The 22,004-nt window shown below is 63.4% G+C and carries 22 protein-coding genes and 1 pseudogene; 12 read left to right on the top strand and 11 right to left on the bottom strand.

Annotation, left to right across the window (positions count from 1 at the left end):
* The first annotated feature begins 192 nt into the window (after window positions 1-192).
* Window positions 193-1,293 carry a GGDEF domain-containing protein gene (locus NKI08_RS12235; RefSeq protein ID WP_352769490.1) on the top strand — a complete coding sequence of 367 codons (1,101 nt, stop codon included), beginning with the start codon at window positions 193-195 and terminating at the stop codon, window positions 1,291-1,293.
* Here the strand turns inward: NKI08_RS12235 and NKI08_RS12230 are convergent.
* Window positions 1,283-2,314: a 2-dehydropantoate 2-reductase gene (locus NKI08_RS12230; protein WP_352769487.1), complete on the bottom strand. Its 1,032-nt coding sequence runs from the start codon at window positions 2,312-2,314 to the stop codon at window positions 1,283-1,285. The two genes, NKI08_RS12235 and NKI08_RS12230, sit on opposite strands and share 11 nt — an antisense overlap.
* Before the next feature lie 130 nt (window positions 2,315-2,444).
* Here NKI08_RS12230 and dapE point away from each other — a divergent pair, with 130 nt between their 5' ends.
* Window positions 2,445-3,644 (top strand): succinyl-diaminopimelate desuccinylase, encoded by a 1,200-nt coding sequence (dapE, locus tag NKI08_RS12225; protein ID WP_352769484.1) that lies wholly within the window; start codon window positions 2,445-2,447, stop codon window positions 3,642-3,644.
* A gap of 2 nt (window positions 3,645-3,646) precedes the next feature.
* Window positions 3,647-4,255: a transporter gene (locus tag NKI08_RS12220; RefSeq protein ID WP_352455970.1), complete on the top strand. Its 609-nt coding sequence runs from the start codon at window positions 3,647-3,649 to the stop codon at window positions 4,253-4,255.
* Here NKI08_RS12220 and truA read toward each other — a convergent pair.
* The 4 genes from truA to def are packed head-to-tail and all read right to left on the bottom strand — an operon-like array spanning window position 4,237 to window position 6,993.
* Window positions 4,237-4,992: a tRNA pseudouridine(38-40) synthase TruA gene (gene truA, locus NKI08_RS12215; RefSeq protein WP_352769481.1), complete on the bottom strand. Its 756-nt coding sequence runs from the start codon at window positions 4,990-4,992 to the stop codon at window positions 4,237-4,239. The genes NKI08_RS12220 and truA overlap by 19 nt on opposite strands.
* An 18-nt stretch (window positions 4,993-5,010) precedes the next feature.
* Window positions 5,011-5,520 carry a GNAT family N-acetyltransferase gene (locus tag NKI08_RS12210; protein WP_352769478.1) on the bottom strand — a complete coding sequence of 170 codons (510 nt, stop codon included), beginning with the start codon at window positions 5,518-5,520 and terminating at the stop codon, window positions 5,011-5,013.
* Window positions 5,517-6,446, bottom strand: a complete 930-nt coding sequence (fmt, locus tag NKI08_RS12205; protein ID WP_352769676.1) for a methionyl-tRNA formyltransferase — start codon at window positions 6,444-6,446, stop codon at window positions 5,517-5,519. Before fmt ends, NKI08_RS12210 begins: the two co-directional genes overlap by 4 nt.
* A gap of 16 nt (window positions 6,447-6,462) precedes the next feature.
* The gene (gene def, locus NKI08_RS12200; RefSeq protein WP_352455964.1) at window positions 6,463-6,993 is read right to left on the bottom strand and encodes a peptide deformylase; all 531 of its coding nucleotides are present in this window, start codon (window positions 6,991-6,993) and stop codon (window positions 6,463-6,465) included.
* A gap of 103 nt (window positions 6,994-7,096) precedes the next feature.
* On the opposite strand from def, the gene NKI08_RS12195 reads away from it, so the two are divergent.
* Window positions 7,097-8,359: a DNA recombination protein RmuC gene (locus NKI08_RS12195; protein WP_352769475.1), complete on the top strand. Its 1,263-nt coding sequence runs from the start codon at window positions 7,097-7,099 to the stop codon at window positions 8,357-8,359.
* A 39-nt stretch (window positions 8,360-8,398) separates the two neighbouring features.
* On the opposite strand, the gene NKI08_RS12190 is transcribed toward NKI08_RS12195, so the two are convergent.
* The 3 genes from NKI08_RS12190 to NKI08_RS12180 all read right to left on the bottom strand — a co-directional run bounded on the left by NKI08_RS12190 (window position 8,399) and on the right by NKI08_RS12180 (window position 10,765).
* The gene (locus tag NKI08_RS12190) at window positions 8,399-8,803 is read right to left on the bottom strand and encodes a GFA family protein (protein WP_352769472.1); all 405 of its coding nucleotides are present in this window, start codon (window positions 8,801-8,803) and stop codon (window positions 8,399-8,401) included.
* A gap of 67 nt (window positions 8,804-8,870) precedes the next feature.
* Entirely contained in the window at window positions 8,871-9,833 is a 963-nt protein-coding gene (locus tag NKI08_RS12185; RefSeq protein WP_352769469.1) for a cation diffusion facilitator family transporter, read from the bottom strand.
* A 122-nt stretch (window positions 9,834-9,955) separates the two neighbouring features.
* Entirely contained in the window at window positions 9,956-10,765 is an 810-nt protein-coding gene (locus NKI08_RS12180) for a transglutaminase-like domain-containing protein (protein WP_352769466.1), read from the bottom strand.
* Between the two features lie 215 nt (window positions 10,766-10,980).
* Here NKI08_RS12180 and NKI08_RS12175 point away from each other — a divergent pair, with 215 nt between their 5' ends.
* Both NKI08_RS12175 and NKI08_RS12170 read left to right on the top strand, forming a co-directional pair.
* A complete protein-coding gene (locus NKI08_RS12175; protein ID WP_013528464.1) occupies window positions 10,981-11,106 on the top strand; it encodes a hypothetical protein in 126 nt (41 codons plus the stop codon).
* 153 nt (window positions 11,107-11,259) lie between these two features.
* A pseudogene (locus NKI08_RS12170) lies at window positions 11,260-11,566 on the top strand (DMT family transporter).
* A gap of 82 nt (window positions 11,567-11,648) precedes the next feature.
* Here NKI08_RS12170 and NKI08_RS12165 read toward each other — a convergent pair.
* Window positions 11,649-12,077, bottom strand: a complete 429-nt coding sequence (locus NKI08_RS12165) for a DUF6481 family protein (protein ID WP_023718183.1) — start codon at window positions 12,075-12,077, stop codon at window positions 11,649-11,651.
* Window positions 12,078-12,304: 227 nt separating this feature from the next.
* Between NKI08_RS12165 and NKI08_RS12160 the strand changes: the two genes are divergently transcribed.
* The 3 genes from NKI08_RS12160 (at window position 12,305) to NKI08_RS12150 (ending at window position 15,818) form a co-directional block, all read left to right on the top strand.
* On the top strand, window positions 12,305-13,366 hold the full coding sequence (locus NKI08_RS12160; protein ID WP_352682292.1) for an LLM class flavin-dependent oxidoreductase: 1,062 nt from the start codon (window positions 12,305-12,307) through the stop codon (window positions 13,364-13,366).
* 133 nt (window positions 13,367-13,499) lie between these two features.
* The gene (locus NKI08_RS12155; RefSeq protein WP_352472364.1) at window positions 13,500-14,660 is read left to right on the top strand and encodes an AI-2E family transporter; all 1,161 of its coding nucleotides are present in this window, start codon (window positions 13,500-13,502) and stop codon (window positions 14,658-14,660) included.
* Window positions 14,661-14,816: 156 nt separating this feature from the next.
* Window positions 14,817-15,818 carry an LLM class flavin-dependent oxidoreductase gene (locus tag NKI08_RS12150; protein ID WP_352769463.1) on the top strand — a complete coding sequence of 334 codons (1,002 nt, stop codon included), beginning with the start codon at window positions 14,817-14,819 and terminating at the stop codon, window positions 15,816-15,818.
* Between the two features lie 156 nt (window positions 15,819-15,974).
* On the opposite strand, the gene NKI08_RS12145 is transcribed toward NKI08_RS12150, so the two are convergent.
* Both NKI08_RS12145 and NKI08_RS12140 read right to left on the bottom strand, forming a co-directional pair.
* Window positions 15,975-16,598 (bottom strand): L,D-transpeptidase, encoded by a 624-nt coding sequence (locus NKI08_RS12145; protein WP_352769461.1) that lies wholly within the window; start codon window positions 16,596-16,598, stop codon window positions 15,975-15,977.
* Between the two features lie 254 nt (window positions 16,599-16,852).
* The gene (locus NKI08_RS12140) at window positions 16,853-17,872 is read right to left on the bottom strand and encodes a LacI family DNA-binding transcriptional regulator (RefSeq protein ID WP_352449454.1); all 1,020 of its coding nucleotides are present in this window, start codon (window positions 17,870-17,872) and stop codon (window positions 16,853-16,855) included.
* Between the two features lie 217 nt (window positions 17,873-18,089).
* Between NKI08_RS12140 and NKI08_RS12135 the strand changes: the two genes are divergently transcribed.
* From NKI08_RS12135 to NKI08_RS12125, 3 genes are read left to right on the top strand one after another with little or no spacing between them, the layout of a single operon-like run.
* The gene (locus NKI08_RS12135; RefSeq protein WP_352769458.1) at window positions 18,090-19,673 is read left to right on the top strand and encodes a sugar ABC transporter ATP-binding protein; all 1,584 of its coding nucleotides are present in this window, start codon (window positions 18,090-18,092) and stop codon (window positions 19,671-19,673) included.
* Window positions 19,670-20,983 (top strand): ABC transporter permease, encoded by a 1,314-nt coding sequence (locus NKI08_RS12130; protein ID WP_023676963.1) that lies wholly within the window; start codon window positions 19,670-19,672, stop codon window positions 20,981-20,983. The genes NKI08_RS12135 and NKI08_RS12130 overlap by 4 nt, the downstream gene beginning before the upstream one ends.
* On the top strand, window positions 20,980-21,945 hold the full coding sequence (locus NKI08_RS12125; protein ID WP_254815861.1) for a substrate-binding domain-containing protein: 966 nt from the start codon (window positions 20,980-20,982) through the stop codon (window positions 21,943-21,945). The genes NKI08_RS12130 and NKI08_RS12125 overlap by 4 nt, the downstream gene beginning before the upstream one ends.
* Window positions 21,946-22,004 lie beyond the last annotated feature (59 nt).

Here is a 22,004-nt window from a genome sequence, read left to right as displayed (position 1 = left end):
GGGGAGTTCCGAAAGCCCGGTTTGCGCCGGATGCTCTAAGCGAATGTTAATCACCCTGGCCCAGCATGCCGGCGAAGACTGTGTCGACCGGCACGGAGCGCTCGACTGGCAAGCGACCTATCCCTGATCACCAAGGAGCCGCGCAAAACGTGGAGCGCCGCCGCTCGCCTCTTTGCCTGGTTCTCTTCGCCGATGAAATTGGAACCGGAAGCTGTCCGCGCCCGGCTTCTCGACACCACCTTCGACCGCAAATTCGCAGTCCTGTTCGGCACCATCAGCGTTCTGTTGGTTGCGGTCAGCGCCGCTCTTGCCACCGGGGATTGGTGGCCCTACGCCTGGATTGCCGCCGACCTGATGCTTTTCACCGTCCGCGTGCGGCTGATGCGGGAATGCGAGCAGGCCCGCAGGCGCGGCTCGAAAGGGCCGCTGGCGGGCCTGATGGCAGCCAGCGGCGTCTGGTCGGTCGTTTTCGGCCTCGGCTGCTATGGCTGTGTTGCCAGCGGGAATATGGCGCTTTCCGTACTTGCCGCCTTGAATGTCGCAGGCGTCGTCGGCGTGGTGTCGTCACGCAATGCGGCGACCCCGCGCTTCGCCATATTCGTCATGTTGGCCGTAAGCCTGCCTTACGTGGTCGGTGCATTGTTTTCTGCGGCGCCCGGAATGCCGATCGTCGGAATTCAAACGCCGTTCTATGTGGCCGGCGTCATCGTCGTGCTGCTTCAGAACCACGCAATCAATGCCCGCATGATCCGCGCCGAACTGGACAATCGCGACCTGGCCATCAAGGACGCGCTGACCGGCCTGCCAAACCGCATCTTCCTGCAGGAGAAATTGCGCGACATGTGCCGCGACCTTGCGGCGCCGGCCGCTAATGGCGGCAAGCCGTTTGCAGTGCTCAGCATGGATCTCGACGGTTTCAAACAGGTCAACGACCGTTTTGGCCACGCCGTCGGCGACGTGCTGCTGCGCAAGGTGGCCGAACGATTGAAGCGCGGCTTCCGTCCGGGGGACGTGGTCTTCCGCATTGGCGGCGATGAATTTGTCATCCTTTTGCCCGCAACCTCGGAGATCGAGGCCACCTACCTGGCAAAGCGGGCCATCGAAAAGGTCTCGGTGCCTTTCGACCTCGGGGTCGGTTCCGCCATCCATGTCGGCTTGAGCGTCGGCAGCGCCTTCGCACCTGCCGACGGCGGCGATCCGGAAATCCTGCTCACCTGTTCCGACCATGCGCTGTACGAAGCCAAGCGCACCGGCAAGGGCCGTTACTGGGCGCCTGTGCGGGCTACGATCTGACGGTCGCGACAACGGCTTCCGGCGACAGGCAGGGCGATCCGCTTCTCTCCTGCTCGGCCGCGCGCACCAGTGCCGTCACGCGCTTCAGCAAAGGTGCCGGCGTGCCGGCCTTTTCGGCCAAACGCAGGACCGCGCCTTGCAGTTCGCCGATCTCCGTCGGCCGGCGGCGCTGAAGGTCATCCCACATCGACGAACGCGCGGCCGGATCGATGGCAAGCATCCGCCGCGCCAAGAACTTGAACAGCCAGTCGGGCAGGCGAAGCACTTTCGGCAGCAGCGCGGGACGCAGGCCGGCGATGCGAGCGGGTTCGATGCCTGTCGCCGTCATTGCCGCCAATGCTTCGTCGATCTGGCCGGCCAGGATCAGCCGCCAGCGGCGATCGGCAAGCTCTGCCGCCAGCGGCAGGCCGGAAAGCGCCACCAGCGCGTTGTTGAGGTTGAGCAGCAGCTTGCCCCATAGCACCGCTTCGATGTCGCCATGCGTGGCGACGGCAAAGCCCTCGACGTCGAGCAGTTCGTCAAGGCCTGTCGCGCCCTGTTCGATCATCACCTTGCCGCCGCTGGCGCGGTGCAGGCGAAGCGGCAATTCGCCCTCCGCCGATTGGACCACGTTGAACGGCACCATGCCCGCGAGCACCCGCCGGGCGGTGAGATGGGCTCGCAATTTATCGGCATTGTCAACGCCGTTCTGGAGACTGAGTATCACCGCATCCGGTCGGGCGTGGGCCGCAATAAGCCCGGCCATGTCCTGCGTCGCGCCGCTCTTGACCGTTAGCAGGATGACATCGGCACCGGGGAATGCTGCGGCCGGATCGGGGGTGACCGACAATGCCTCCGGCTTGACGGATCGGTCGCGGCCATCACGGTCGGTGATGCACAATCCGCCTTTTTGCAGCGCCTTCTCGATGCGAGGCCGCGCCAGCAGAACCACCTTTCGCCCGGCAAGTATCAGGCAGCCGCCGGCGTAGCATCCGATACTGCCGGCACCTGCGATTACGATTGTCTTGCCACGCGTGACCATGCGATGGCCCTGCCTTGGTCGAGAGGCCTTTGCCGCAATCATACGGCATGAAAACCATAATGTCGGCGGCATGGCTGGCCCTTATGTCTGGCCGTGACAGGCCTTGCGCTTTCGACTATCGCTTTTGCCCATGACGCTGCCTACCGATCCGACCAGAAATCTGGCTGCTCTCATCCGCTGCGCTTCCGTGACGCCCGCCGAAGGCGGTGCGCTGAGCGCGCTGGAAGAAATGTTGAAGCCGCTCGGCTTTGCCGTCGAGCGCCCGGTGTTTTCCGAATCCGGCACACCTGACATAGAGAACCTTTACGCGCGGCGTTCCGGCAACGGCCCGCATCTGATGTTTGCCGGTCATACCGATGTGGTGCCGGTGGGCGATGAAACAGCCTGGACGCACCCACCCTTTGGCGCCGAGATCGCCAATGGCGAGATGTTCGGCCGCGGCGCCGTCGACATGAAGGGCGGCATTGCTTGTTTCGTCGCGGCGGTAGCGCGACATATCGCGCAGAAGGGCGGCCCGAAGGGGTCGGTCTCGCTGCTGATCACCGGCGACGAGGAAGGGCCGGCGATCAACGGCACGACGAAACTGCTCGAATGGGCGGCTGCCAAGGGCGAGAAATGGCATGCTGCGATCGTCGGCGAGCCGACCAATCCCGATGCGCTCGGCGATATGATCAAGATCGGCCGGCGCGGCTCGCTCTCCGGCACGGTCGTCGTCAACGGCCGCCAGGGCCACGCCGCCTATCCGCAGCTAGCCGACAACCCGGTGCGCGGCCTGATGACGCTGGTCGACGCCTTGCTGCACCCCGTCTTCGACAACGGAACAAGGGATTTCCAGCCGACCAATCTTGAAGTGACCTCCATCGATGTCGGCAATCCTGCCACCAACGTCATCCCGGCGAAGGCGGCGGCTACCTTCAATATTCGCTTCAACGACACATGGACCGCCGAGACGATCCAGGCCGAGATCCACAACCGCCTCGACCGGGCGGCGAAACGCAAGAAATACCGCGCCGGCAAGAAGACGCCGGTCGACTACGAGATCGTCTGGCGCGACGGACCGAGCCACGTTTTCCTGACACGCGACGACAGGTTGATCGAGACGCTTGGCGGCTCGATCAAGGCGGTGACCGGCAGGAAGCCGGCGCTCTCCACCTCCGGCGGCACCTCCGATGCCCGCTTCATCAAGGATTATTGTCCGGTGGTCGAATTCGGACTGGTCGGCAAGACCATGCACATGGTCGACGAACGCGTGGCGATTGCCGACCTCGAGACGCTGACGCAGATTTATCTGCGCTTCGTTGAAGACTGGTTTGCGCAGGACATATCCTAGTGATGCTTTCAGCGGATGAAACCTACGCTTCGCTTGCCGGTGCCTGGCGGCTGATGCTCGGCAAAGCCGACGGATTTCGCCTGCTCGACCTTTCGGCGGACGGTTTCTGGAACTCCTTTTTTGCCATCGTCGTCGCGGCGCCGGCACTGATCGTCGGCTGGGTCGGTATTGCCAACGAAATCGGCGATCCCAACGCATTCGTCGGCCGTTTCAGCATGTTGATCCGCCTGGCAACCGTCGATATCGGCGCCTGGGTGCTGCCGCTCATAGGCCTCGCCCTGGTGGCGCCGCGGGTCGGCGTCGGCGGCCGTTTCGTCCATTATGTCGTGGCCAGCAATTGGGCCTCGGCGATCATCGCCTGGATGATGCTGCCATCGGCGTTGATCCGGCTTTTCCTGACATCGGCCAACGAAGTCTCCGGACTGGTGTCGCTGCTGTTGTTCGCGCTGTCGATGGTCTTGACCTGGCGGATGACCAACGTTGCGATCGGCAGGGGTGCGGCCACCGGCAGCGCCGTTTTTGCCGGCATGTTCGTGGCGTCGCTGATCGTCCTGTTCGGCCTGCAGGCGCTGCTCGGGATCAGCGTTCCGGATCAGCCAGGCGTCGGATAATCGACGCCGACGAGAAACAGCCCGTCGGGCGGCGCCACCTGACCGCAGGCCGCACGGTCGCGCGCCTCAAGCGCCGCCTTGAGGTCGGCAACAGTCCAGCCGCCTTCGCCGACACGTTTGAGCGAGCCGACCATCGAGCGCACCTGGTTGTGCAGGAATGACCGCGCCGAAGCGCGGACCTCAATGAAATCGCCCGCCCGGCTGACATCCAGCCGGTCGAGCGTGCGGATGGGGCTGGTGGCTTGGCACTGGGTCGAGCGGAAGGTGGTGAAATCATGCCGGCCAACCAGCACCTTTGCCGCCTCGTGCATGGCACCGGCATCGAGCTGCTTCGGTACCCACCAGATCTTGCCCTTGTCGAGCGCCGCCGGCGCGCGGCGATTGACGATGCGGTAGAGGTAATGGCGGCCGATCGCCGAGAAACGCGCATCGAAGCCATCCGGCACGACTGCGGCCTTCAGGATGGCGATGCGCACCTTGGCCGCTTGCAGATGCGCGTTGGCTGCGTCGCGCACCTTGTCGCCGGGCCATGCCTTGATCAGATCGACATGCGCCACCTGAGCGGTCGCATGGACGCCAGCATCGGTGCGGCCGGCGGCGCGCAGCGAAACCTGCTCGCCACAGAACTTCTCGATCGCCCGCTCGATCGCCTGCTGCACCGAAGGCTGGTTGGCCTGGCGCTGCCAGCCGGCGAAGAGACTGCCGTCATATTCGATGTCGAGGCGAAAACGCGGCATTCCCGGATCGAGGCGAAATCAGGCGGCGAGGGCTGAGCCGAAGGCCGAGGCGTAGACCAGCCTGCCGGTCTCCGGCGCCTCGTCCCAGGCAAGCGCCTGCAGGGCTTCGCTTTGGTACTCGCTCTCGAACTTCGCTGCACGGGCGCGGCTGTAACCGAAACGTCCATAGTAAGCGGGATCGCCGAGCACCACGGCGAGCGTCTCGCCAGCAGCCTTCAGGCGGATATGCGCCTCGCGGACCAGCGCACCGCCGATGCCGGTGCCGTGGAACGACGGCTCGACCGCCAAAGGAGCCAAAGCCACCGCCGGGAAGCTCTTGCCGCCATTCTGCACGAAAAGCCGTGAAAACAGGATATGCCCGACCACTTGCCCGTCTTCGTCCGCCACCAGTTCGACGACGGCATCACCGCCGGTGACCAGCGCGTCGACCAGTCCGGCCTCCGCCTGCTGGCCGAATGCGTGTTCTTCGACAAGGCGGATCGCCTCGCGGTCCCGCGGCGTCGCCGCGCGTATGGACATCATGCTCATGACAATTTCATTCCTTTTTCGAGCTTGGCCCCGCGCAGAAACTCCTGCGCGGCAATGGGCCTTGCGCCCGCACGTTGAACTTCGACCGGCCTGATCGCGCCTGACCCGCAGGCGACCGTCAGCCGGTCATCGAGAATTCCTCCCGGTTCGCCGGCGCCTTGCGAGAGCGTCGAGCGAAGCAGTTTCAGCCGTTCCACGCGGCCGCCGATTTCGGCCTCGCACCATGCACCGGGAAAGGGCGACAGGCCGCGAATCTGGTTGTGCACGTCGCCGGCAGGTCGCAGCCAGTCTATGCGAGTCTCCGATTTATCGATTTTCTTGGCGTAGGTCACCCCCACCTCCGCCTGTGTGGTAAATGTCAGCGTATTCCGCTCCAGCCGTTCGAGCGCTTGCACTATCAGCGAAGCACCCAAGACCATCAGCCGATCGTGCAGATCGCCGGCCGTCATGTCGGGTCCAATGGCGCATTTTTCAACCATTGCCACCGGGCCGGTGTCGAGGCCTTCCTCCATCCGCATCACCATCATGCCCGTTTCGGTATCGCCGGCCATGATGGCGCGCTGGATAGGGGCAGCGCCGCGCCAGCGCGGCAGCAGCGATGCATGGCCGTTGAGGCAACCGAGCCGCGGCGCCTCGAGAATGGGTTTGGGCAGAAGCAGCCCGTAGGCGACCACCACGGCGACGTCGGCACGCAACGCGCGGAACGCCTCCTGCTCCGCCTCGCCCTTCAGCGACACCGGCGACCGCACCTCGATGCCAAGCCGCTCGGCCTCGCGCTGCACCGGCGACGGCGTCAGTTCGAGCCCGCGCCGGCCGCCGGCGCGCGGCGGCTGCGTGTAGACGGCTGCCAACTCGTGCCCGGCCCCGGCAATCGCCCGCAGCGTCGGCACGGAGAATTCGGGCGTACCCATGAAGATGACACGCAGGGGCATTCGTCGACGCCTACCCCACCATCTTGCCCGGCGCCTTGTCCCTGGCGAGCTTCTTGAATTTCTTGACCACCATGTCGCGCTTCAGCTTGGAGATGTAATCGATGAACAGCACGCCGTTGAGGTGGTCGATTTCATGCTGCAGGCAGGTCGCCATCAGCCCCTCGGCCTCGATCTCCTGCAGCTTGCCATCGCGATCGAGATATTTCACCCGCACCGCGGCGGGGCGCTCGACTTCCGCATAGTAATCGGGGATCGACAGGCAGCCTTCCTCATAGACCGAACGCTGGTCGGAGCTTTCAAGGATTTCGGGATTGATGAAGACGTGCGGTGCCGGCGTCTCGTCCTCTTTGGCCAGGTCGATCACCAGCATGCGCAAGGGTTCGCCGACCTGGATCGCTGCGAGGCCGATGCCGGGCGCGTCATACATGGTGTCCAGCATGTCGCCGGCCAGTTTGCGCAAATCCCCGTCGACACGCTCGACCGGTTTTGAAACCTGGCGCAGGACGGGATCGGGAAGGATGATAAGCGGCTTGATCGACATGGCGTCTCACCTAAGACCTCGCAGGAAAAGCGTCAACCGGGGCGCCTTCGGGTCGTTCACGTTTTGATCTGTGCTGGCAGACCGAATCATCTATGCTGTCGACATGAACGATCTGGCCACCATCCTGTCCGAACCTGTCGCCCGCCTAGGCGCCACCACGATCACGCTCGGCCATGCCCTGGGTTTCGGCGCAATGCTGTTCCTTGGACTGTTCGTGGCGCTCGTCGTTGCGCTCTGGCGATCGGCCAAGGCGCGTGCAGTGGCGGCCGCCGAAGCCGCCGACCACGCCCGCGACGCCGAGGTGCGGATGGCCGGCATCTTGGCAAGCCAGGCGGAAATGCAGGGCCGCATGGGCGCCATCGCCGAAGTGTTCGGGGCGCGCCAGGCGGAACTGACACAGTCGATCGGCCAGCGTCTCGATGCCATGACCGGCCGCCTGGGCCAGACCATGACCGAGCAGACGAGATCGACGCATGAGAGCCTCGCCAAGCTGCAGGAACGGCTGGCGGTCATCGATATCGCGCAAGGCAACATCCAGTCGCTGGCCGGTCAGGTCGTGCAATTGCAGGCGATCCTTTCCAACAAGCAGACGCGCGGCGCCTTCGGCCAGTCGCGTATGGAAGCCATCGTCGCCGACGGATTGCCGCACGGCGCCTATGAATTCCAGGCGACCTTGTCGAATGGCAGCCGGCCCGACTGCCTGGTGAAGATGCCGAACGGCGCACCGTCGCTTGCCATCGATGCAAAGTTTCCGCTCGAGGCCTGGAATGCCATCCGGGCCGCCGAAGGCGCCGAACTGCAGAAGACCGCCGCACAGGCTTTCCGCCGCGACATCGAGGTGCATGTCCGCGATATTTCCGAAAAATACCTGATCCAGGGCGAGACGCAGGACACCGCCTTCATGTTCGTGCCTTCGGAATCGGTGTTCGCCGAAATCCACGAGAATTTCGAGGCCGTTGTCCAGAAGGCGCATCGCTCACGGATCGTCATCGTCTCGCCATCGCTTTTGATGCTGTCGATCCAGGTCATCCAGGCGATCCTCAAGGATGCCCGCATGCGCGAGCAGGCACACCTGATCCAGGGCGAGGTTATCCGGCTGATGGAAGACGTCTCCCGGCTAGACGAGCGGGTGCGCAAATTGCAGACGCATTTCGGCCAATCGGCCAAGGACATCGAGGACATCCTGGTCTCGACATCGAAGGTGACCAGGCGCGGACAGAAGATCGAGGCGCTGGAGTTTGGCGTGCAGCCGGCGGAGGACACCCCCGGTTCGAATGGCAGCGGAGCAAAAGCGGAAAGCAGCCCGCGCGTCGCCGATTCGAAAACCGGGCAGTTGAGGCTAAGGGTCGTCGAAGGCGACGATTGAGAGCTGCGCCGGAACCGGAGGCTTCGCCCCGGTCTGGCGCTACTGCTCCTCGATGATGGTTGTGCCTTCGAATTCCGGCAGCCAATGCAGCGCCGAGCGGTGCCAGATCTGCTTTCTCGGCACCAGTTGCTCGCGCTGCCGTGCCGTGCCGACCCTGATACCGTAAACCTTCGGTCCCTCACCCGCCGAAGTGGCGTAGAGATGCGAGCCGCACTCACCGCAAAATGCCTGGGCGCGCTTGGCGCCGCTCGAACCGGTCTTGATGTAGATCTTCGGCGTGCCCTTGGTGATCCTGTAATTGTCCTCGGACGCCGGCACGGTGACGCGAAAGGCCGTTCCGGTTAGCTTCTGACAATCGATGCAGTGACAAATGGTGGTCTTTTCCGGATCGATCTCGGCCTCGTAAGTAATGGCGCCGCAATGACACCCGCCGTCGATTTTCATCTTCGTTCCTCCTGGAGCTTTTGCCCGCAATCATAACCGGGACTGCCCGATGGCGCAGCCATTTTCCTCAGGCTGGTTCCCCTCCGGACGCCGCCAAGGCCTTGCTCCGGCGTTCCCAGGTGCCGGTGGTCTGCGGTTTGACGAAGAGCCGCGTCACCTCCGGCATCTCCGCCTTCAGCCGCGTCTCCAGGCGCTCGACACAGGTCTCTATCTCCGGCGCCGACAAATGATCCTCGAACTCGATGCTCAAAGCGGCGACGATCTCCTGCGGACCCATATGCAGCGTCAGCGCGCCATTCGCCCGCTGCACCGCCGGGTCCTGCTGGACGATGGCCAGCACCTCTGTTTGCACCTCGGGCGAAGCCGGCTCGCCGAGCAGCAGGCTCTTGCTTTCGCGCGCCAGGAAGATCGCGGTCCCGCCCAGGATCAGCGCGATGCCGATCGACGCGGCGCCGTCGAGCTTCGGCATGTCCAGCAGTTCCGCCGCCGATATCCCGGCGAAGGCGACAACGAGGCCGAGAAGTGCCGCGCTGTCCTCGAAGAGTACGGTGTAGACACTCGGATCCTTGCTGAGCTGCACCGCCTCGAGCCAGCCGTGGCTGCCTTTTTGGTGGCGGAACTCCTTCAGCGCCACCAGCCAAGAGGTGCCTTCGAAGAGAGAGGAAAGGCCAAGGACAGCGTAGTTCACCTTGGCGTTGGCGATCGGCTCCGGCGCCATGATGTGCATCACGCCTTCGTAGAACGATATGCCGGCGCCCAGTGCAAAGACAAGGAGCGCAACGATGAAGCTCCAGAAGTACAGCTCGCGGCCATGGCCGAGCGGATGCGTGCGGTCGGCCGGGCGCGCGGCACGGTGCATGCCGTAAAGCAGCAGGCTGCCATTGCCGGTATCGACGAGCGAGTGGACGCCTTCCGAGAGCATTGCCGAGCTGCCCGTGAACAAGGCAGCGGCGAATTTGGTCAGTGCGATCGCAAGATTTCCGGCGAGCGCCGCATAGATCACTTTTTTCGACCCGCCATGCGCCGCCATGGTGTGCTGCCTTGGTTGATGCACCGAGATTGGCGGAGCGCCCGCCCACGCTCCACAGTCCCCACAACGCCCGAAGTGCCCAGTTGTTCACAAGGTCGGTTGTTCAAAAGGGCGGCGCGGGGCTATTCGCCGACCTCGTCCGTCCAGACCTTGAAGCCAGCCAGCGCGCCCGGCCCGAAAATGTGGGTCAGCGGCACATCGGCGGCATCGCGTCCGGAGGCAATCAGGATGCGGCCGATGCGCGGCGCGTTGTTGCGCGGGTCGAACGCGTGCCAGCGGCCGCCGAGATAGACTTCCATCCAGGCGGCGAAATCCATGTCCGACCACGGCTTTGGCAGGCCGATATCACTGATATAGCCGGTGCAGTAGCGGGTCGGAATGTTCAGGGCGCGGCAGAAGGCGACAGCGAGATGAGCAAAGTCGCGGCATACACCACTCTGCTCGCGATAGGCCTCGGCGGCGGTGCGCGTCGGCCGTGCATTGAAATAGTTGAAGACGATGTGGTTATGGACGAAGTCGCAGACCGCCTGGACGCGCGGAATGCCGAGCGGAGTGCTGCCGAACAGTCGCCACGCTTCATTCGACAGCACGTCGCTCTCGCAATAGCGGCTGGGCAGCAGGAACAGCAGCGTCTCCGACGGCAGATCGCGCACCTCGTGCTGCCACGCCGTCAGCTCGCGCGTCTCGAAGGAGCCGGGGTCGCGGATCACCGCGTCCGTGCCGAACGCAAAGCGCCCGGCCGGCGCAACGAAACGGTTGCACCAATTGCCGAAACTGTCGCGGTAGCTCTCGATCGGCACCGGCGGGTTCGACGTCAGGAAGTCCGGCCGCTCAAGATCGGACGCGCGCGAATAATGGACGTTTAGCATCGAGATCAGCGGTGTTTCCTGCGGGAAGTCGAAGCTCATCTGGCAACCGATGTGGATCCGCATTGTCGTCCTGACCGGCCTGCCTGATCATCAGCCGGCGAAACGCGAGGGCTGATGCTGCAGTGCGAAGAAGACCATGGCACGGACCGCTGCGGTTTACGAGGGAATTAGAAACCGGTTGACAGCCCATCGGCCAGGCGACTGCACGGCAGCGGCCTCTTGCAGTCGAACGTTTTCTCTTGTTTCACTTCGCCAGACATCAACTGGAGGAACGAATCATGGCTAAGGGTGCGATGAAGGCAGGCAAGGAGGCCCGCAAGCCGAAGAAGGACGCGAAGAAACCGGCTCCGGCGCCGGCCCTGAAGGCACCGCCGGTGAAGGCGATGAAGCTGAAGGACAAGTAGAGCCGCAGCTACCGTTTCGGCTTATTTCGACCGGCCGCAAACGCGGCCGGTATGATTGTTCATTAAGCTCACGCGCATCCCCTTGGATGCGGCGAAGGTAATTTTTGCGCTTTTCAAGAAATCGGCCGAAAGCCATCGAAACGGAGCGTTCCGATGTCGTCGGTTTTCCTGTTCCTCGCCGGCCCTGTTCGAGATCGGCTGGGCGATCGGCCTCAAATACACCGACGGATTCTCGAAGCCGCTGCCAACCGTCCTGACGGTAGCCTCGATGATCGTCAGCCTGACCTTGCTCGGCCTGGCGCTGAAGGCGTTGGCGGTCGGCACCGCTTACGCGGTGTGGACCGGCGTCGGCACGGCGCTGTTGGGGATATGGCTGCTCGGCGACCCAGCGACGGCGATCAGGCTGGCCTGCATCGCGCTAATCGTCTGCGGCATCATGGGACTGAAGCTCGCGGCTTAGCCGATTCCGACAGACCAACGCGTGCGGGGCCGCTGCAAGGCGGCCCTGATTCTTGAATTCGGCTGATTAGCGCCGGAAAGCGCTATCGCGCGGAGAAGCCGGGCGGCGTCCTGCCGGTGCGCTGCTTGCGCGCGGCATAGCGCGCATCACGCTTGGCCTTGCGTTCGGCCTCGTCGGCAAGAAAACGGGCGATGCGCTCGTTCTCTTCAGCTTCCCGGATCTTCGCTTCGGCCTGTGCGGCTTCTTCCGCGGCGATGCGTGCCGCTTCGGCAGCTGCCTCGCGCTCGGCCTTTTCGGCCGCTTCGCGCGCCAGCTTTTCTTGCTTCAGCCTGGCCTTTTCGGCCTCGCGTATAGCGCGGGCCTCGAGGATTGCCTTGCGCTCGGCCTGTCGTGCCAGCACCGCTGGATCATCTGCCGCCGGCTTTGCCTTGAAGCGCTCCAGAAGCGCCTTCTTTGCCTCGTTTGCGGCATTGCGCCGCTCGAAAACGTCTTTTTCCCTATAGATAGCCAAGTCCACTTCCCTGAAGTCAATTTGCGAGGCTTACATACGCGTGAAAACCGAGAGTTCAAGCGCCAAAACGGTATGCCAGCCATGAAATTCTGATCTGTTGCAGCCGGGAGACGCCATTTCGATTGAATTCGGCCGAAAGCACCCGCACTGTTCACCATCCAGGCATCTGGCGGGGCGGCGGACTGATCGCTACGTCTAGCGCCAAGACAAAACGCTGAGATGACAGTATGGAACTCGGTCTCTACACCTTCGCCGACGTCAGCCCGGAACCGGGTCCCGGTGCGATCGGTGCGCATGAGCGATTGCGCAATTTGATCGAGGAGATCGAGCTCGCCGACCAGGTCGGGCTGGACGTCTTTGGTCTCGGCGAGCACCACCGTCCCGACTATGCTGCCTCGGCTCCGGCGGTGGCGCTGGCGGCGGCGGCCGAACGGACCAAGCGCATAAGGCTGACCAGCGCTGTCACCGTGCTGTCCTCCGACGATCCGGTGCGCGTCTTCCAGCAGTTTGCCACCCTCGATCTTCTGTCCGGCGGCCGTGCCGAGATCATGGCCGGGCGCGGCTCGTTCATCGAGTCCTTTCCGCTGTTCGGCTACAATCTCGAAGATTATGACGAGCTCTTCGCCGAGAAGCTCGACCTGCTGCTCGCCATCCGCGATCATGTCAAGGTGACCTGGTCGGGCAGTCTGCGCGCGCCGATCAACGACCGCGGCGTCTACCCGCGGCCCTTGCAGGACAAATTGCCGATCTGGATCGCCGTCGGTGGAACACCGCAATCCGTCGCCCGCGCGGGCGTGCTCGGGTTGCCGCTGGCACTGGCGATCATCGGTGGCGAGCCGGCGCGGTTCGCACCGCTGTTCGACATCTACAGGGATGCAGCCAGGCGCGCCGGCAACGATCCGGCAAGCCTTGCCACCAGTCTCAACGTGCACGGCTTCATTGCCGACAGCACGGACCAGGCAGCCGACGATTTTTACGGGCCGCAGGCCGAGGTGATGAACCGCATCGGCCGCGAGCGCGGCTGGGGGCCGACATCGCGGGCGCATTTCGACCAATCGCGCGGTCCAAACGGCGCGCTGTTCGTCGGCAATCCAGAACAGGTGGCCGAGAAGATCATTGCCCAGCACAGGATATTCGGCAACGACCGGTTCCTGCTGCAAATGGCGATCGGCACCATGCCGCACGCCAAGGTGATGAAGGCCATCGAACTCTACGGAACCAAAGTGGCGCCGATCGTGCGCCGGGAAACTGCGAAGGCCGTTCCCGCCGTGGCGGCGCCGGTTGCCTGATTCCCAGTCACCTGATTCACCGGCAAGGCCGCGAGGCGGCCTGGCCGGTGACGCCGGCTAACGGAACCTTGAAGCGACAGAGGCGTTTTCGCCAACGGTCTGCACCAATCGCGGTGTGCCGCCGAGGGTCAGAATGAAAGCCGAACCCGACGCTTCGGGCGCAAGCGCTGCCGAAAGCCCGGATCCGCGCGTCGAGGCGCGGGCGGATGCGCATCTGATGCGTTCGCTGCTCGTCGGCATCTTCATCCTCATGGCGATCTACGCGCTTTACTTCGCCCGCGCCTTCTTCATGCCAGTCATTCTGGCTTTCCTGCTGGCGCTGACGCTGACGCCGATCGTTCGCTTCCTGCGCAAGCATGGCATGCCCGATGTCATTTCAGCGACACTGCTGGTGCTGCTTTCGTTCTGCCTCGTCGCCGTCGCGGGATATCTGCTCAGCGGCCCGGTCATCGATCTCATCAACAACACCTCGACGATCGGCCAGCAGCTTACCGAACGTCTGGCACAACTGCGCCGTCCGTTCGAAAGGATCGTGGAGGTTTCGCGTCAGATAGAGGGACTGACGCAGACATCCCAGGAGCCGGGCGTTCAGAGGGTGGCGATGGCGCCATCCGGTATTCTCTCGCAGGCCGCCGGCAATGTACTGTCGGCCGGCACCAGCGTCACCATCGTCTTCGTCCTGTCGCTGTTCCTGCTCGCCTCCGGCACGATGTTCTATGAAAAGATCGTCCAATCCTTCCCCAGTCTCAGCGAAAAGAAGCGGGCACTGCGTGTCGTCTACGACGTCGAACGTGAAATCTCGCACTATCTGCTTACCGTCACGATCATCAATACATGTCTCGGCGTGGTCATCGGGCTCGGCCTGTGGGCACTCGGCGTGCCAAACGCGCAGGTCTGGGGCGCGGCAGCGGCTCTGCTCAATTTCCTGCCCTATATCGGAGCGTTAATCACCATCACGCTGGTCACGATCATTGCGCTGATAAGCTTCGACACGATTTCCTACGCGCTGCTGGCGCCGGCCTTCGTCGTTCTATGCTACATCGTCGAAGGCCAGTTCGTGACGCCGACGGTGGTCGGCCGCCGTCTCGAAATCAACGCAGTGGCGATCCTCATCGCCATCGCCTTCTGGTCGTGGCTATGGGGTTTTGTCGGCGCGCTGCTGGCGGTGCCGCTGCTGGTCGTCATCAAGGTGTTCTGCGATCATTTCGACGGTCTCAGCCATGTCGGCAATTTCCTGGCGGCGCAACACACGGCAGCGATCGAGGACGAAGAGATTTCCGAGGTGAACAAGTAGCGGCTTAAAGGGTCAAAAGCGTCCCCCCGATGGTGCAGATCACGACCTTGCATCGGTCGCACGTCCGTTGTGCCCTCAGCGCTCCATCAACATTTTGAATTTGCCGCCTCGGCAACGGCTTCCTACATCCCTTCGGCCCACAGGAAACCCGCGCCGATGACCGTTCTTTCCGTTCTCGACCTGTCGCCGATCGTCGAAGGCAGCAACGCTTCACAGTCACTCGCCAATTCGCTCGATCTCGCCCGTCATGCCGAGCGGCTGGGTTACCGGCGCTATTGGCTGGCAGAGCACCACAATATGCCGGGCATCGCCAGCGCCGCCACCTCGGTGGTCATTGCCCATGTGGCCGGCGGCACCAATACGATACGCGTCGGCGCCGGCGGCATCATGCTGCCCAATCATTCGCCGCTGGTCATCGCCGAGCAGTTCGGTACGCTTAACGCTCTGCATCCTGGCCGCATCGATCTCGGCCTCGGCCGGGCGCCCGGCACCGACATGGCCACCGCACGGGCGCTGCGCCGTAACCTCGACGCTGGCGCCGACAATTTCCCGCAGGACGTCGTCGAGCTGATGGATTACTTGCAGCCGGCCGAAGACGGCCAACGCATCCGCGCGGTGCCCGGCGAAGGCGAAAAGGTGCCGATCTGGATTCTAGGTTCCAGCCTTTACGGCGCGCAGCTTGCCGCCATGCTCGGCCTGCCCTACGCCTTCGCTTCGCATTTTGCGCCGGCCGAGCTCGACCATGCTCTGGAGATCTACCGCTCGCGTTTCCAGCCTTCGGAGCAGCTCGACAAGCCTTATGTGATGCTCGGCCTCAACGTCTTCGCCGCTCCTTCCGATGCCGAGGCGCGGCTGTTGTTCACCTCGCTGCAGCAGGCCTTCGTCAATCTGCGCACCGGCCGGCCCGGCCGATTGCCGCCGCCGGTCGAAGGATATGAGCGCGACCTCGATCCAATGGCCAAGACCATGCTCGGCCAAGCGCTTTCCTGCGCCGTCGTCGGCTCTTCCGAAACAGTCAGGCAAGGCATCGAGGCGTTTGTGCGCCGGACAGGCGCCGACGAGTTGATGGTCACAGCGCAGATTTTCGACCATGCGGCGCGGGTGCGCTCGTTCGAGATCCTGGCCGACGCCCACAAATCGCTGTCGGAAGCTGCCTGAGAGTTGGTTCGCCACTTGCCACTGTTGCGGGCAAGGCCGGCCTTAGGCAGGGAACATCGCGAACAGGTGTGCGAAAACATAGCGAACATTTCGCGCGTTTTGCGCGGAGGTTTTCGATCCGTCATGCTCGTCCGTTAGCGGGAAACGCGGCGTCCACTAAATAACGATCACCTTGGTGCCGATTGTGGCGCGGTCATAGAGATCGATGATGTCCTGGTTCATGAGGCGAATGCAGCCCGCCGACACAGCTTTGCCGATGGACCACCATTCAGGGCTACCGTGCAGGCGATATCCAGTGTCACCTTTCTCGTTAAAAAGATAGAGCGCCCGCGCCCCGAGCGGGTTCATGAGTCCGCCCTCCATATGGGCCGGTATGATGCGGCCTCGCTTCTGCTCGCGCACGATCATCGCAGACGGCGCGCTCCAATCCGGCCATTCGCGCTTCCTCGCAACGTGAGCAGTGCCATGCCACTCGAAGCCCGCCTTGCCGACGCCGATGCCGTAGCGCAGCGCCTGACCGTCTCCCAACACGTAGTAGAGGAACTTCGCTCCTGTATCGACAATGATGGTGCCCGGCGCCTCTTCAGTCGCATAAGGCACTGTCTGCCGATGGAACTTTTGGTCGACCTTGTAGATCGGAACCGGCGGAACGCGGAAACCGGCGTCGGTGAGGCCGCCATAGGCCGAGGGGAAAGTCTTTAATGCGCCGCCGGTGGTGCAGCCGAAGAATGCGACCATCCCAGCAAGTACCAGCCCGATTAGGATCGATTTCACGCGCATGACTCAAGCCGGCGCCCGTGTGGGCGATCAGCCGCATCTCGTCATATTCCTAAACCGACATGCTTCGATTGCCAAGATTTTCCTGACTGTCGGCTGGCTGATTGTTGGCCACTTGGCTCGATCGGCGCCGTGTCTTTCAATTGCTCGGTTTTCGAAAGACGAACGCCCGTAGTGGCTGCGAAGGCCCGGGGTCGGCAGGACAGAGGGAGCGCTGTCCGTCCGGCATTGCAAGGTTTCTGAACAGAGCCCAAGCGCTACGCGCTGACGCTCTGCGCAGTTGCACCTAGCGGACGGCATGAATTGCGGATCATCAAGCGTCCCTTGAGCGTCAGCTTGCGCGGCGGCGCATCCCTGTTTCCGGCGAGCCGGTCGAGCAGCAGATTGGCCGCCTGTTCGCCAATCGCCTGCACCGGCTGTGCGACCGTGGTCAATTGCGGCCGGAACACATCCGACCACGGAAAGTCGTCGAAGCAGGCGACCGAAATATCCTCCGGACAGGACAGGCCGATATCGCGAATGGCCTTCATGGTGCCGATCACCATCGGGTTGTTGGCCGAAAAGATGGCGCTCGGCCGGTCGTGCAGCGAAAGCAGCTGCATGGTGGCGTTGTAGCCGTCGACTTCATGGAAGTTGCCGAAGCGGACGAGTTCGGCCTCGGCCGGCAGGCCGGCGGCCTGGAGGGCCTCGCGGTATCCCGCCATGCGGTCATGCATCGGCGAGATATCGAACGAGCCGGAGATGTAGCCGATGCGCCGATGGCCGAGATCGATCAGGTAAGTGATGGCGTCGAACACCGCGCGCTGATTGTCGAGAACGACGGCATCGGTGTCGACACCCTGGCAAACACGGTCGAGCAGCACGACCGGCACATTGGCGTCGTCGACAATCCGTTTGAGGATCGCGCCGTCACCGACACGCGCGACGATCAGTCCGTCGACCATCCGGTCGAGCAACAGCCTGATCTGGTCGTCCTGCGTGTTCAGGTGCTCGTCGGTGCAGCACAGCATCACGGCGTAGCCGGCCCTGTCGAAAGCCTGCTGGATGACCGAAACCACGTCGGTAAAGAACGGATTGGTGATGTGTGGGACGGTGAGCCCGATGGTGCGTGTGGTGCCCATCTTCAGGCTGCGGGCAATGGCGTTGCGCTTGTAGCCGATGTCGCGGATCGCCTGTTCGATGCGCTGGCTGAGCTCGGGGCTGACGGTCGCGGTGCCGTTGATCAGCGCCGATACGGTGGCCACGGAAACACGCGCCGCCTCGGCCACATGAAGCATGGTCGGTGCAGTGGATTTGCGCTGCTTTTTTCGTCCTGACGCTGTCATTTTCGAAACGTTTCACCACTCCGCGGCAGCAATACGTACGGAATCTTATGATTTTGCGCAAGAATTGAAATGGAACAATCTTAAGCTCCAGATATTGGCTTGACATGATCGAAACGTTTAGATTAGCGTTTGAGGCGTTAGGTGACGACGGAGGGAGGCCGTCCTTGTCATGCAGCACGGCAATTCCATCCCTGCGCAAGGCGCTACGGCGGACGGCTCGGCTATCGTGCTGAGGGCCGAGCACATCTCCAAATCCTTCGGCGGCATCGCAGCACTCGTCGATGTCGGCTTCGAGCTGCGGCGCGGCGAAGTCCATGCGTTGATGGGCGAGAACGGCGCCGGCAAGTCGACGCTGATGAAGATCCTGTCCGGCGTCTACACGGATTATATCGGAACGGTCAGTATCGATGGCCACCCGGTGCGCTTTACCGGCGTCCGCGAGGCCGAGCGCGCCGGCATCGCCATCATCCACCAGGAGCTGAACCTCGTCCCCGAACTCAGCGTCGCCGACAACATTTTTCTCGGCCGCGAGAAGCTGATCGCCGGGCTGATCGTCGACCGCAAGGCGAGCAGCCGCGCTGCCGGCGCGCTCTTGCAAAGGCTCGGCATCGAGCTCGACCCGGATGCGCGGGTCGGTGCCTTGCGCGTCGGCGAACAGCAACTGGTCGAGATCGCCAAGGCGCTGTCGATGTCGGCACGCATTCTGATCATGGACGAGCCGACCTCGGCGCTTTCGCCAGCCGAATGCCAGCGGCTGTTCCGCATCATCCGCCAGCTCGCCGACAGCGGCGTGGCGATCGTCTACATTTCGCACCGCATCGACGAGGTCATGCATCTGGCCAGCCGGGTCACGGTGTTTCGCGATGGACGCCACGTCCTGACGCAGGCGATGGACAAGCTCGACGAAGACGCCATAATTTCGGCGATGGTCGGGCGAAACCTGCTTGCTTCCTCCCAGGAACACCGCATCCCCGGTGGCAACACCGTCCTTTCCGTAAGCGAGCTGTCGCTGTCGAAGCCCAATCGCCATGGCTGGCACACCGTGCTCGACGGCGTCAGCTTCGATCTTGCCGCCGGAGAAATTCTCGGTATCGGCGGGCTGCTGGGCTCGGGCCGTACCGAAATCCTGGAAACCATCTTCGGGTCCAGCGGCGGACGTGCCGGCGGTGAGATCAGGCTCGATGGCGAGGCAGTAGAAATCCGTTCGCCGCGCGGTGCGCGCCGGCTCGGCATCGCCCTGGTCACGGAAGACCGCAAGACGCAAGGCCTGCATCTCGAGGCCTCGATCACCGACAATGTCGCGCTGCCGCTGGTCGGCGCGCTGGCGCGGTTCGGCGTGCGCTCGCTGGCCGGTGAGCAAGGGCTGGCACGGGACGCCGTCAAGGCGCTCGGCATTCGCTGCGAGACCGTCGAGCAGCCGGCCGGCACGCTGTCCGGCGGCAACCAGCAGAAGGTCGTCATCGGCAAATGGCTAGCGACGAGGCCGCGGGTGCTGCTGCTCGACGAGCCGACACGCGGCATCGATGTCGGTGCCAAGCGGGAAATCTACGATCTCATCTTCAAGCTGGCGCGAGACGGGCTGGCGATCGCCGTCATCAGCTCGGAATTGCCGGAGCTGCTGCATCTTTCCGACCGTATCCTGGTCATGGCCGACGGCCGCCAGACGGGAATCCTGTCCCGCGCGCAAGCCAGCGAGGAGGCCATCATGCGGCTTGCGGCGCCGCGACGGACGATGACGAGGCCTGCCGCATGAGCATTTTGCATATCCTGTCCCGGACGAAGCTCTATTGGGGCCTGATAGCCATCTTCCTGATCGGCGTGCTCGGCTCGCCGATCAGCTCCAAGGGCAACAACATCTTCCTGTCCTACGGCAACCTGCTCGATGTGCTGCGCCAGGTGTCGACCACCGGGCTGATTGCCACCGGCATGACTGCGGTGATCATCACCGGCGGTATCGACCTTTCCGTCGGCTCGCTGATGGCTATCTGCACGGTGGTCTGTGCCATGCTGCTGACGGTCCCCGGCGTGACGCCGGCGGTGGTGCTGGGGGTGCCGACAGTTGCCCTGGCAGCCCTTTGCCTCGGCATTCTCGTCACTCGTTTCATCCTGCTGAACATCGAAAAATCCCGCGCCGGCGCGCAGGCCACGCACGACATCAGGTTGGACAGCGTTCGCGGGCTGGTGACGCCCGGCATTGTCGGGGTGATCCTGTGCAGTCTGGTGCTGTGGTTCCTGCTGCCGCAGGTGGGCTCAAAATTCGGCGTGCTCGGCGTGCTGCTGGTGGCGCCTTGCGTCGGCCTGCTGTTCGGCGCGCTCAACGGCTTCATCATCGTCGCCGGGCGGCTGCAGCCCTTCATCGTGACGCTGGCGATGATGGTCACTGCGCTCGGCATCGCCCGGCTGACAGCCGGCCAGAACAATGCGGTGCTGCCGGTCTACACCGGCTCGAATGCCACCGCCGATTTCGAAATGCTGCGCTCGCTGGTATTCGGCGTGATCCCGATGCCGGGCCTGTTCTTCCTCGGCGCCATCCTGATCTACGGCGCCGTGCTGCGCTTCACCCCGTTCGGCCGCTATGTCTATGCGATCGGCGGCAATGAGGAGGCGGCGCGGCTGTCGGGCATCGCCGCAGGCCGCGTGAAGATCGCCACCTATGCCGTGTCAGGGCTGCTGGCCGGCATCGCGGCGGTGCTCTATGTCGCGCAATACCGGCAAGGCAAGCCTGATGCCGGCGCCGGCCTGGAGCTCGACGCGATCGCCGCCGTGGTCATCGGCGGCACCAGCCTGATGGGCGGACGCGGCAGCCTCACCGGGACGTTCTGCGGCGTGCTGATCTTCGGGCTGCTCTCCAACATCCTGCAGCTGCACAACATCAATTCGAACCTTCAGCTGGTGCTGAAGGGGATGATCATCATCGGTACCGTGCTCGTACAGGAGCGCAGTGCCGGTGATCTTCTCTTCTATCTGCGACTGCCCGGTGGGCAAGCGCACAAGGAAACGGCCGCGGCAAAGCGGCCGTCGCAAGAGACCGCGTCTCTGAATATTGGAGGAAACAAGAAATGAAACGACGTGAATTGTTGAAGCTCGCCGGGCTGACAGCGGCACTCCTGACCACGACCGCCATGCTTGCCGGCGGCGCCCATGCGCAGGACAAGAAGTGGAAGATCGGCTTCTCGCAGGTGACGACCATCGAACCCTGGCGCGCCCAGTTCAACAAGGACATCCTGGCCGAAGCGGCCAAGCATCCGGAAGTCGAGCTGATCATCACCGACGGCGAGGACAAGACCGAGAAGCAGGTCGCCGATGTCGAAAACCTTATCCGTCAGGAGGTCGACGCGCTCTTGGTATCACCGAAAGAATCCGCCGGCCTGACCGGTGTCGTGCAGCAGGCGATCGATGCCAAGATCCCGGTCTTCGTGCTCGACCGCAACGTCGAAACCAACGACTACACGCAGTTCGTCGGCGGCGACAACAAGCTGATCGGCCGGGCTGCCGGTGAATATGCCGTCGAGCTGCTTGGCGGCAAGGGCAAGGCCGCCGGCAACGTCGTCGAGATCTGGGGCGGCATGGGCACCCAGCCGGCACACGACCGCCATGACGGCTTCCATGAATTCACCGACAAGGAGCCGGGCATAAAATACCTGCTCGACCAGCAGTCGGGCGACTGGAAGCAGGACCAGGCCTACAACATCATGGCGACGGCGTTGCGCAACAACGAGAAAATCGATCTTGTCTACGGCCACAATGATCCGATGGCCTATGGCGCCTATCTTGCCGCCAAGGACGTCGGACGTGAGAAGGACATCAAGTTCATCGGCATCGACGGCCTGCCCAATGAAGGCGTGCAGCTGGTCGCCAATGGCGAGCTGACGGCGACGTTCACTTATGTGACGCCGGGCGCCGAAGGGCTGCGGCAGGCGATCAAGTTCCTGAACGGGGAGAAAGTGGAAAAGACCATCACCCTGCCGACGCAGAAGATCACCAAGGAAAATGCCGCCCAGATCCTGAAGGACAACGGCCTCTGAGACGAGGCTTTCCTGCCGGGCGTTCAGCGCCCGGCAGGAACAACAACCAAACGCCGGCA

Origin of the sequence: Mesorhizobium sp. M0768 (assembly GCF_040320195.1) — a bacterium.
GTDB lineage: Bacteria > Pseudomonadota > Alphaproteobacteria > Rhizobiales > Rhizobiaceae > Mesorhizobium.
The sequence above is the reverse complement of the archived record's forward strand: the minus strand, read 5'-3'. Positions and strand labels throughout refer to the sequence as shown.

What these genes read in the sequence shown, in the direction of transcription:
- NKI08_RS12235 (WP_352769490.1), top strand. Translation starts at nt 193, where the DNA reads ATGAAATTGGAACCGGAAGCTGTCCGCGCCCGGCTTCTCGACACCACC.
- NKI08_RS12230 (WP_352769487.1), bottom strand. Translation starts at nt 2,314, where the DNA reads ATGGTCACGCGTGGCAAGACAATCGTAATCGCAGGTGCCGGCAGTATC.
- dapE (WP_352769484.1), top strand. Translation starts at nt 2,445, where the DNA reads ATGACGCTGCCTACCGATCCGACCAGAAATCTGGCTGCTCTCATCCGC.
- NKI08_RS12220 (WP_352455970.1), top strand. Translation starts at nt 3,647, where the DNA reads ATGCTTTCAGCGGATGAAACCTACGCTTCGCTTGCCGGTGCCTGGCGG.
- truA (WP_352769481.1), bottom strand. Translation starts at nt 4,992, where the DNA reads ATGCCGCGTTTTCGCCTCGACATCGAATATGACGGCAGTCTCTTCGCC.
- NKI08_RS12210 (WP_352769478.1), bottom strand. Translation starts at nt 5,520, where the DNA reads ATGAGCATGATGTCCATACGCGCGGCGACGCCGCGGGACCGCGAGGCG.
- def (WP_352455964.1), bottom strand. Translation starts at nt 6,993, where the DNA reads ATGTCGATCAAGCCGCTTATCATCCTTCCCGATCCCGTCCTGCGCCAG.
- NKI08_RS12195 (WP_352769475.1), top strand. Translation starts at nt 7,097, where the DNA reads ATGAACGATCTGGCCACCATCCTGTCCGAACCTGTCGCCCGCCTAGGC.
- NKI08_RS12190 (WP_352769472.1), bottom strand. Translation starts at nt 8,803, where the DNA reads ATGAAAATCGACGGCGGGTGTCATTGCGGCGCCATTACTTACGAGGCC.
- NKI08_RS12185 (WP_352769469.1), bottom strand. Translation starts at nt 9,833, where the DNA reads ATGGCGGCGCATGGCGGGTCGAAAAAAGTGATCTATGCGGCGCTCGCC.
- NKI08_RS12180 (WP_352769466.1), bottom strand. Translation starts at nt 10,765, where the DNA reads ATGCGGATCCACATCGGTTGCCAGATGAGCTTCGACTTCCCGCAGGAA.
- NKI08_RS12175 (WP_013528464.1), top strand. Translation starts at nt 10,981, where the DNA reads ATGGCTAAGGGTGCGATGAAGGCAGGCAAGGAGGCCCGCAAGCCGAAG.
- NKI08_RS12160 (WP_352682292.1), top strand. Translation starts at nt 12,305, where the DNA reads ATGGAACTCGGTCTCTACACCTTCGCCGACGTCAGCCCGGAACCGGGT.
- NKI08_RS12155 (WP_352472364.1), top strand. Translation starts at nt 13,500, where the DNA reads ATGAAAGCCGAACCCGACGCTTCGGGCGCAAGCGCTGCCGAAAGCCCG.
- NKI08_RS12150 (WP_352769463.1), top strand. Translation starts at nt 14,817, where the DNA reads ATGACCGTTCTTTCCGTTCTCGACCTGTCGCCGATCGTCGAAGGCAGC.
- NKI08_RS12145 (WP_352769461.1), bottom strand. Translation starts at nt 16,598, where the DNA reads ATGCGCGTGAAATCGATCCTAATCGGGCTGGTACTTGCTGGGATGGTC.
- NKI08_RS12140 (WP_352449454.1), bottom strand. Translation starts at nt 17,872, where the DNA reads ATGCTTCATGTGGCCGAGGCGGCGCGTGTTTCCGTGGCCACCGTATCG.
- NKI08_RS12135 (WP_352769458.1), top strand. Translation starts at nt 18,090, where the DNA reads ATGCAGCACGGCAATTCCATCCCTGCGCAAGGCGCTACGGCGGACGGC.
- NKI08_RS12130 (WP_023676963.1), top strand. Translation starts at nt 19,670, where the DNA reads ATGAGCATTTTGCATATCCTGTCCCGGACGAAGCTCTATTGGGGCCTG.
- NKI08_RS12125 (WP_254815861.1), top strand. Translation starts at nt 20,980, where the DNA reads ATGAAACGACGTGAATTGTTGAAGCTCGCCGGGCTGACAGCGGCACTC.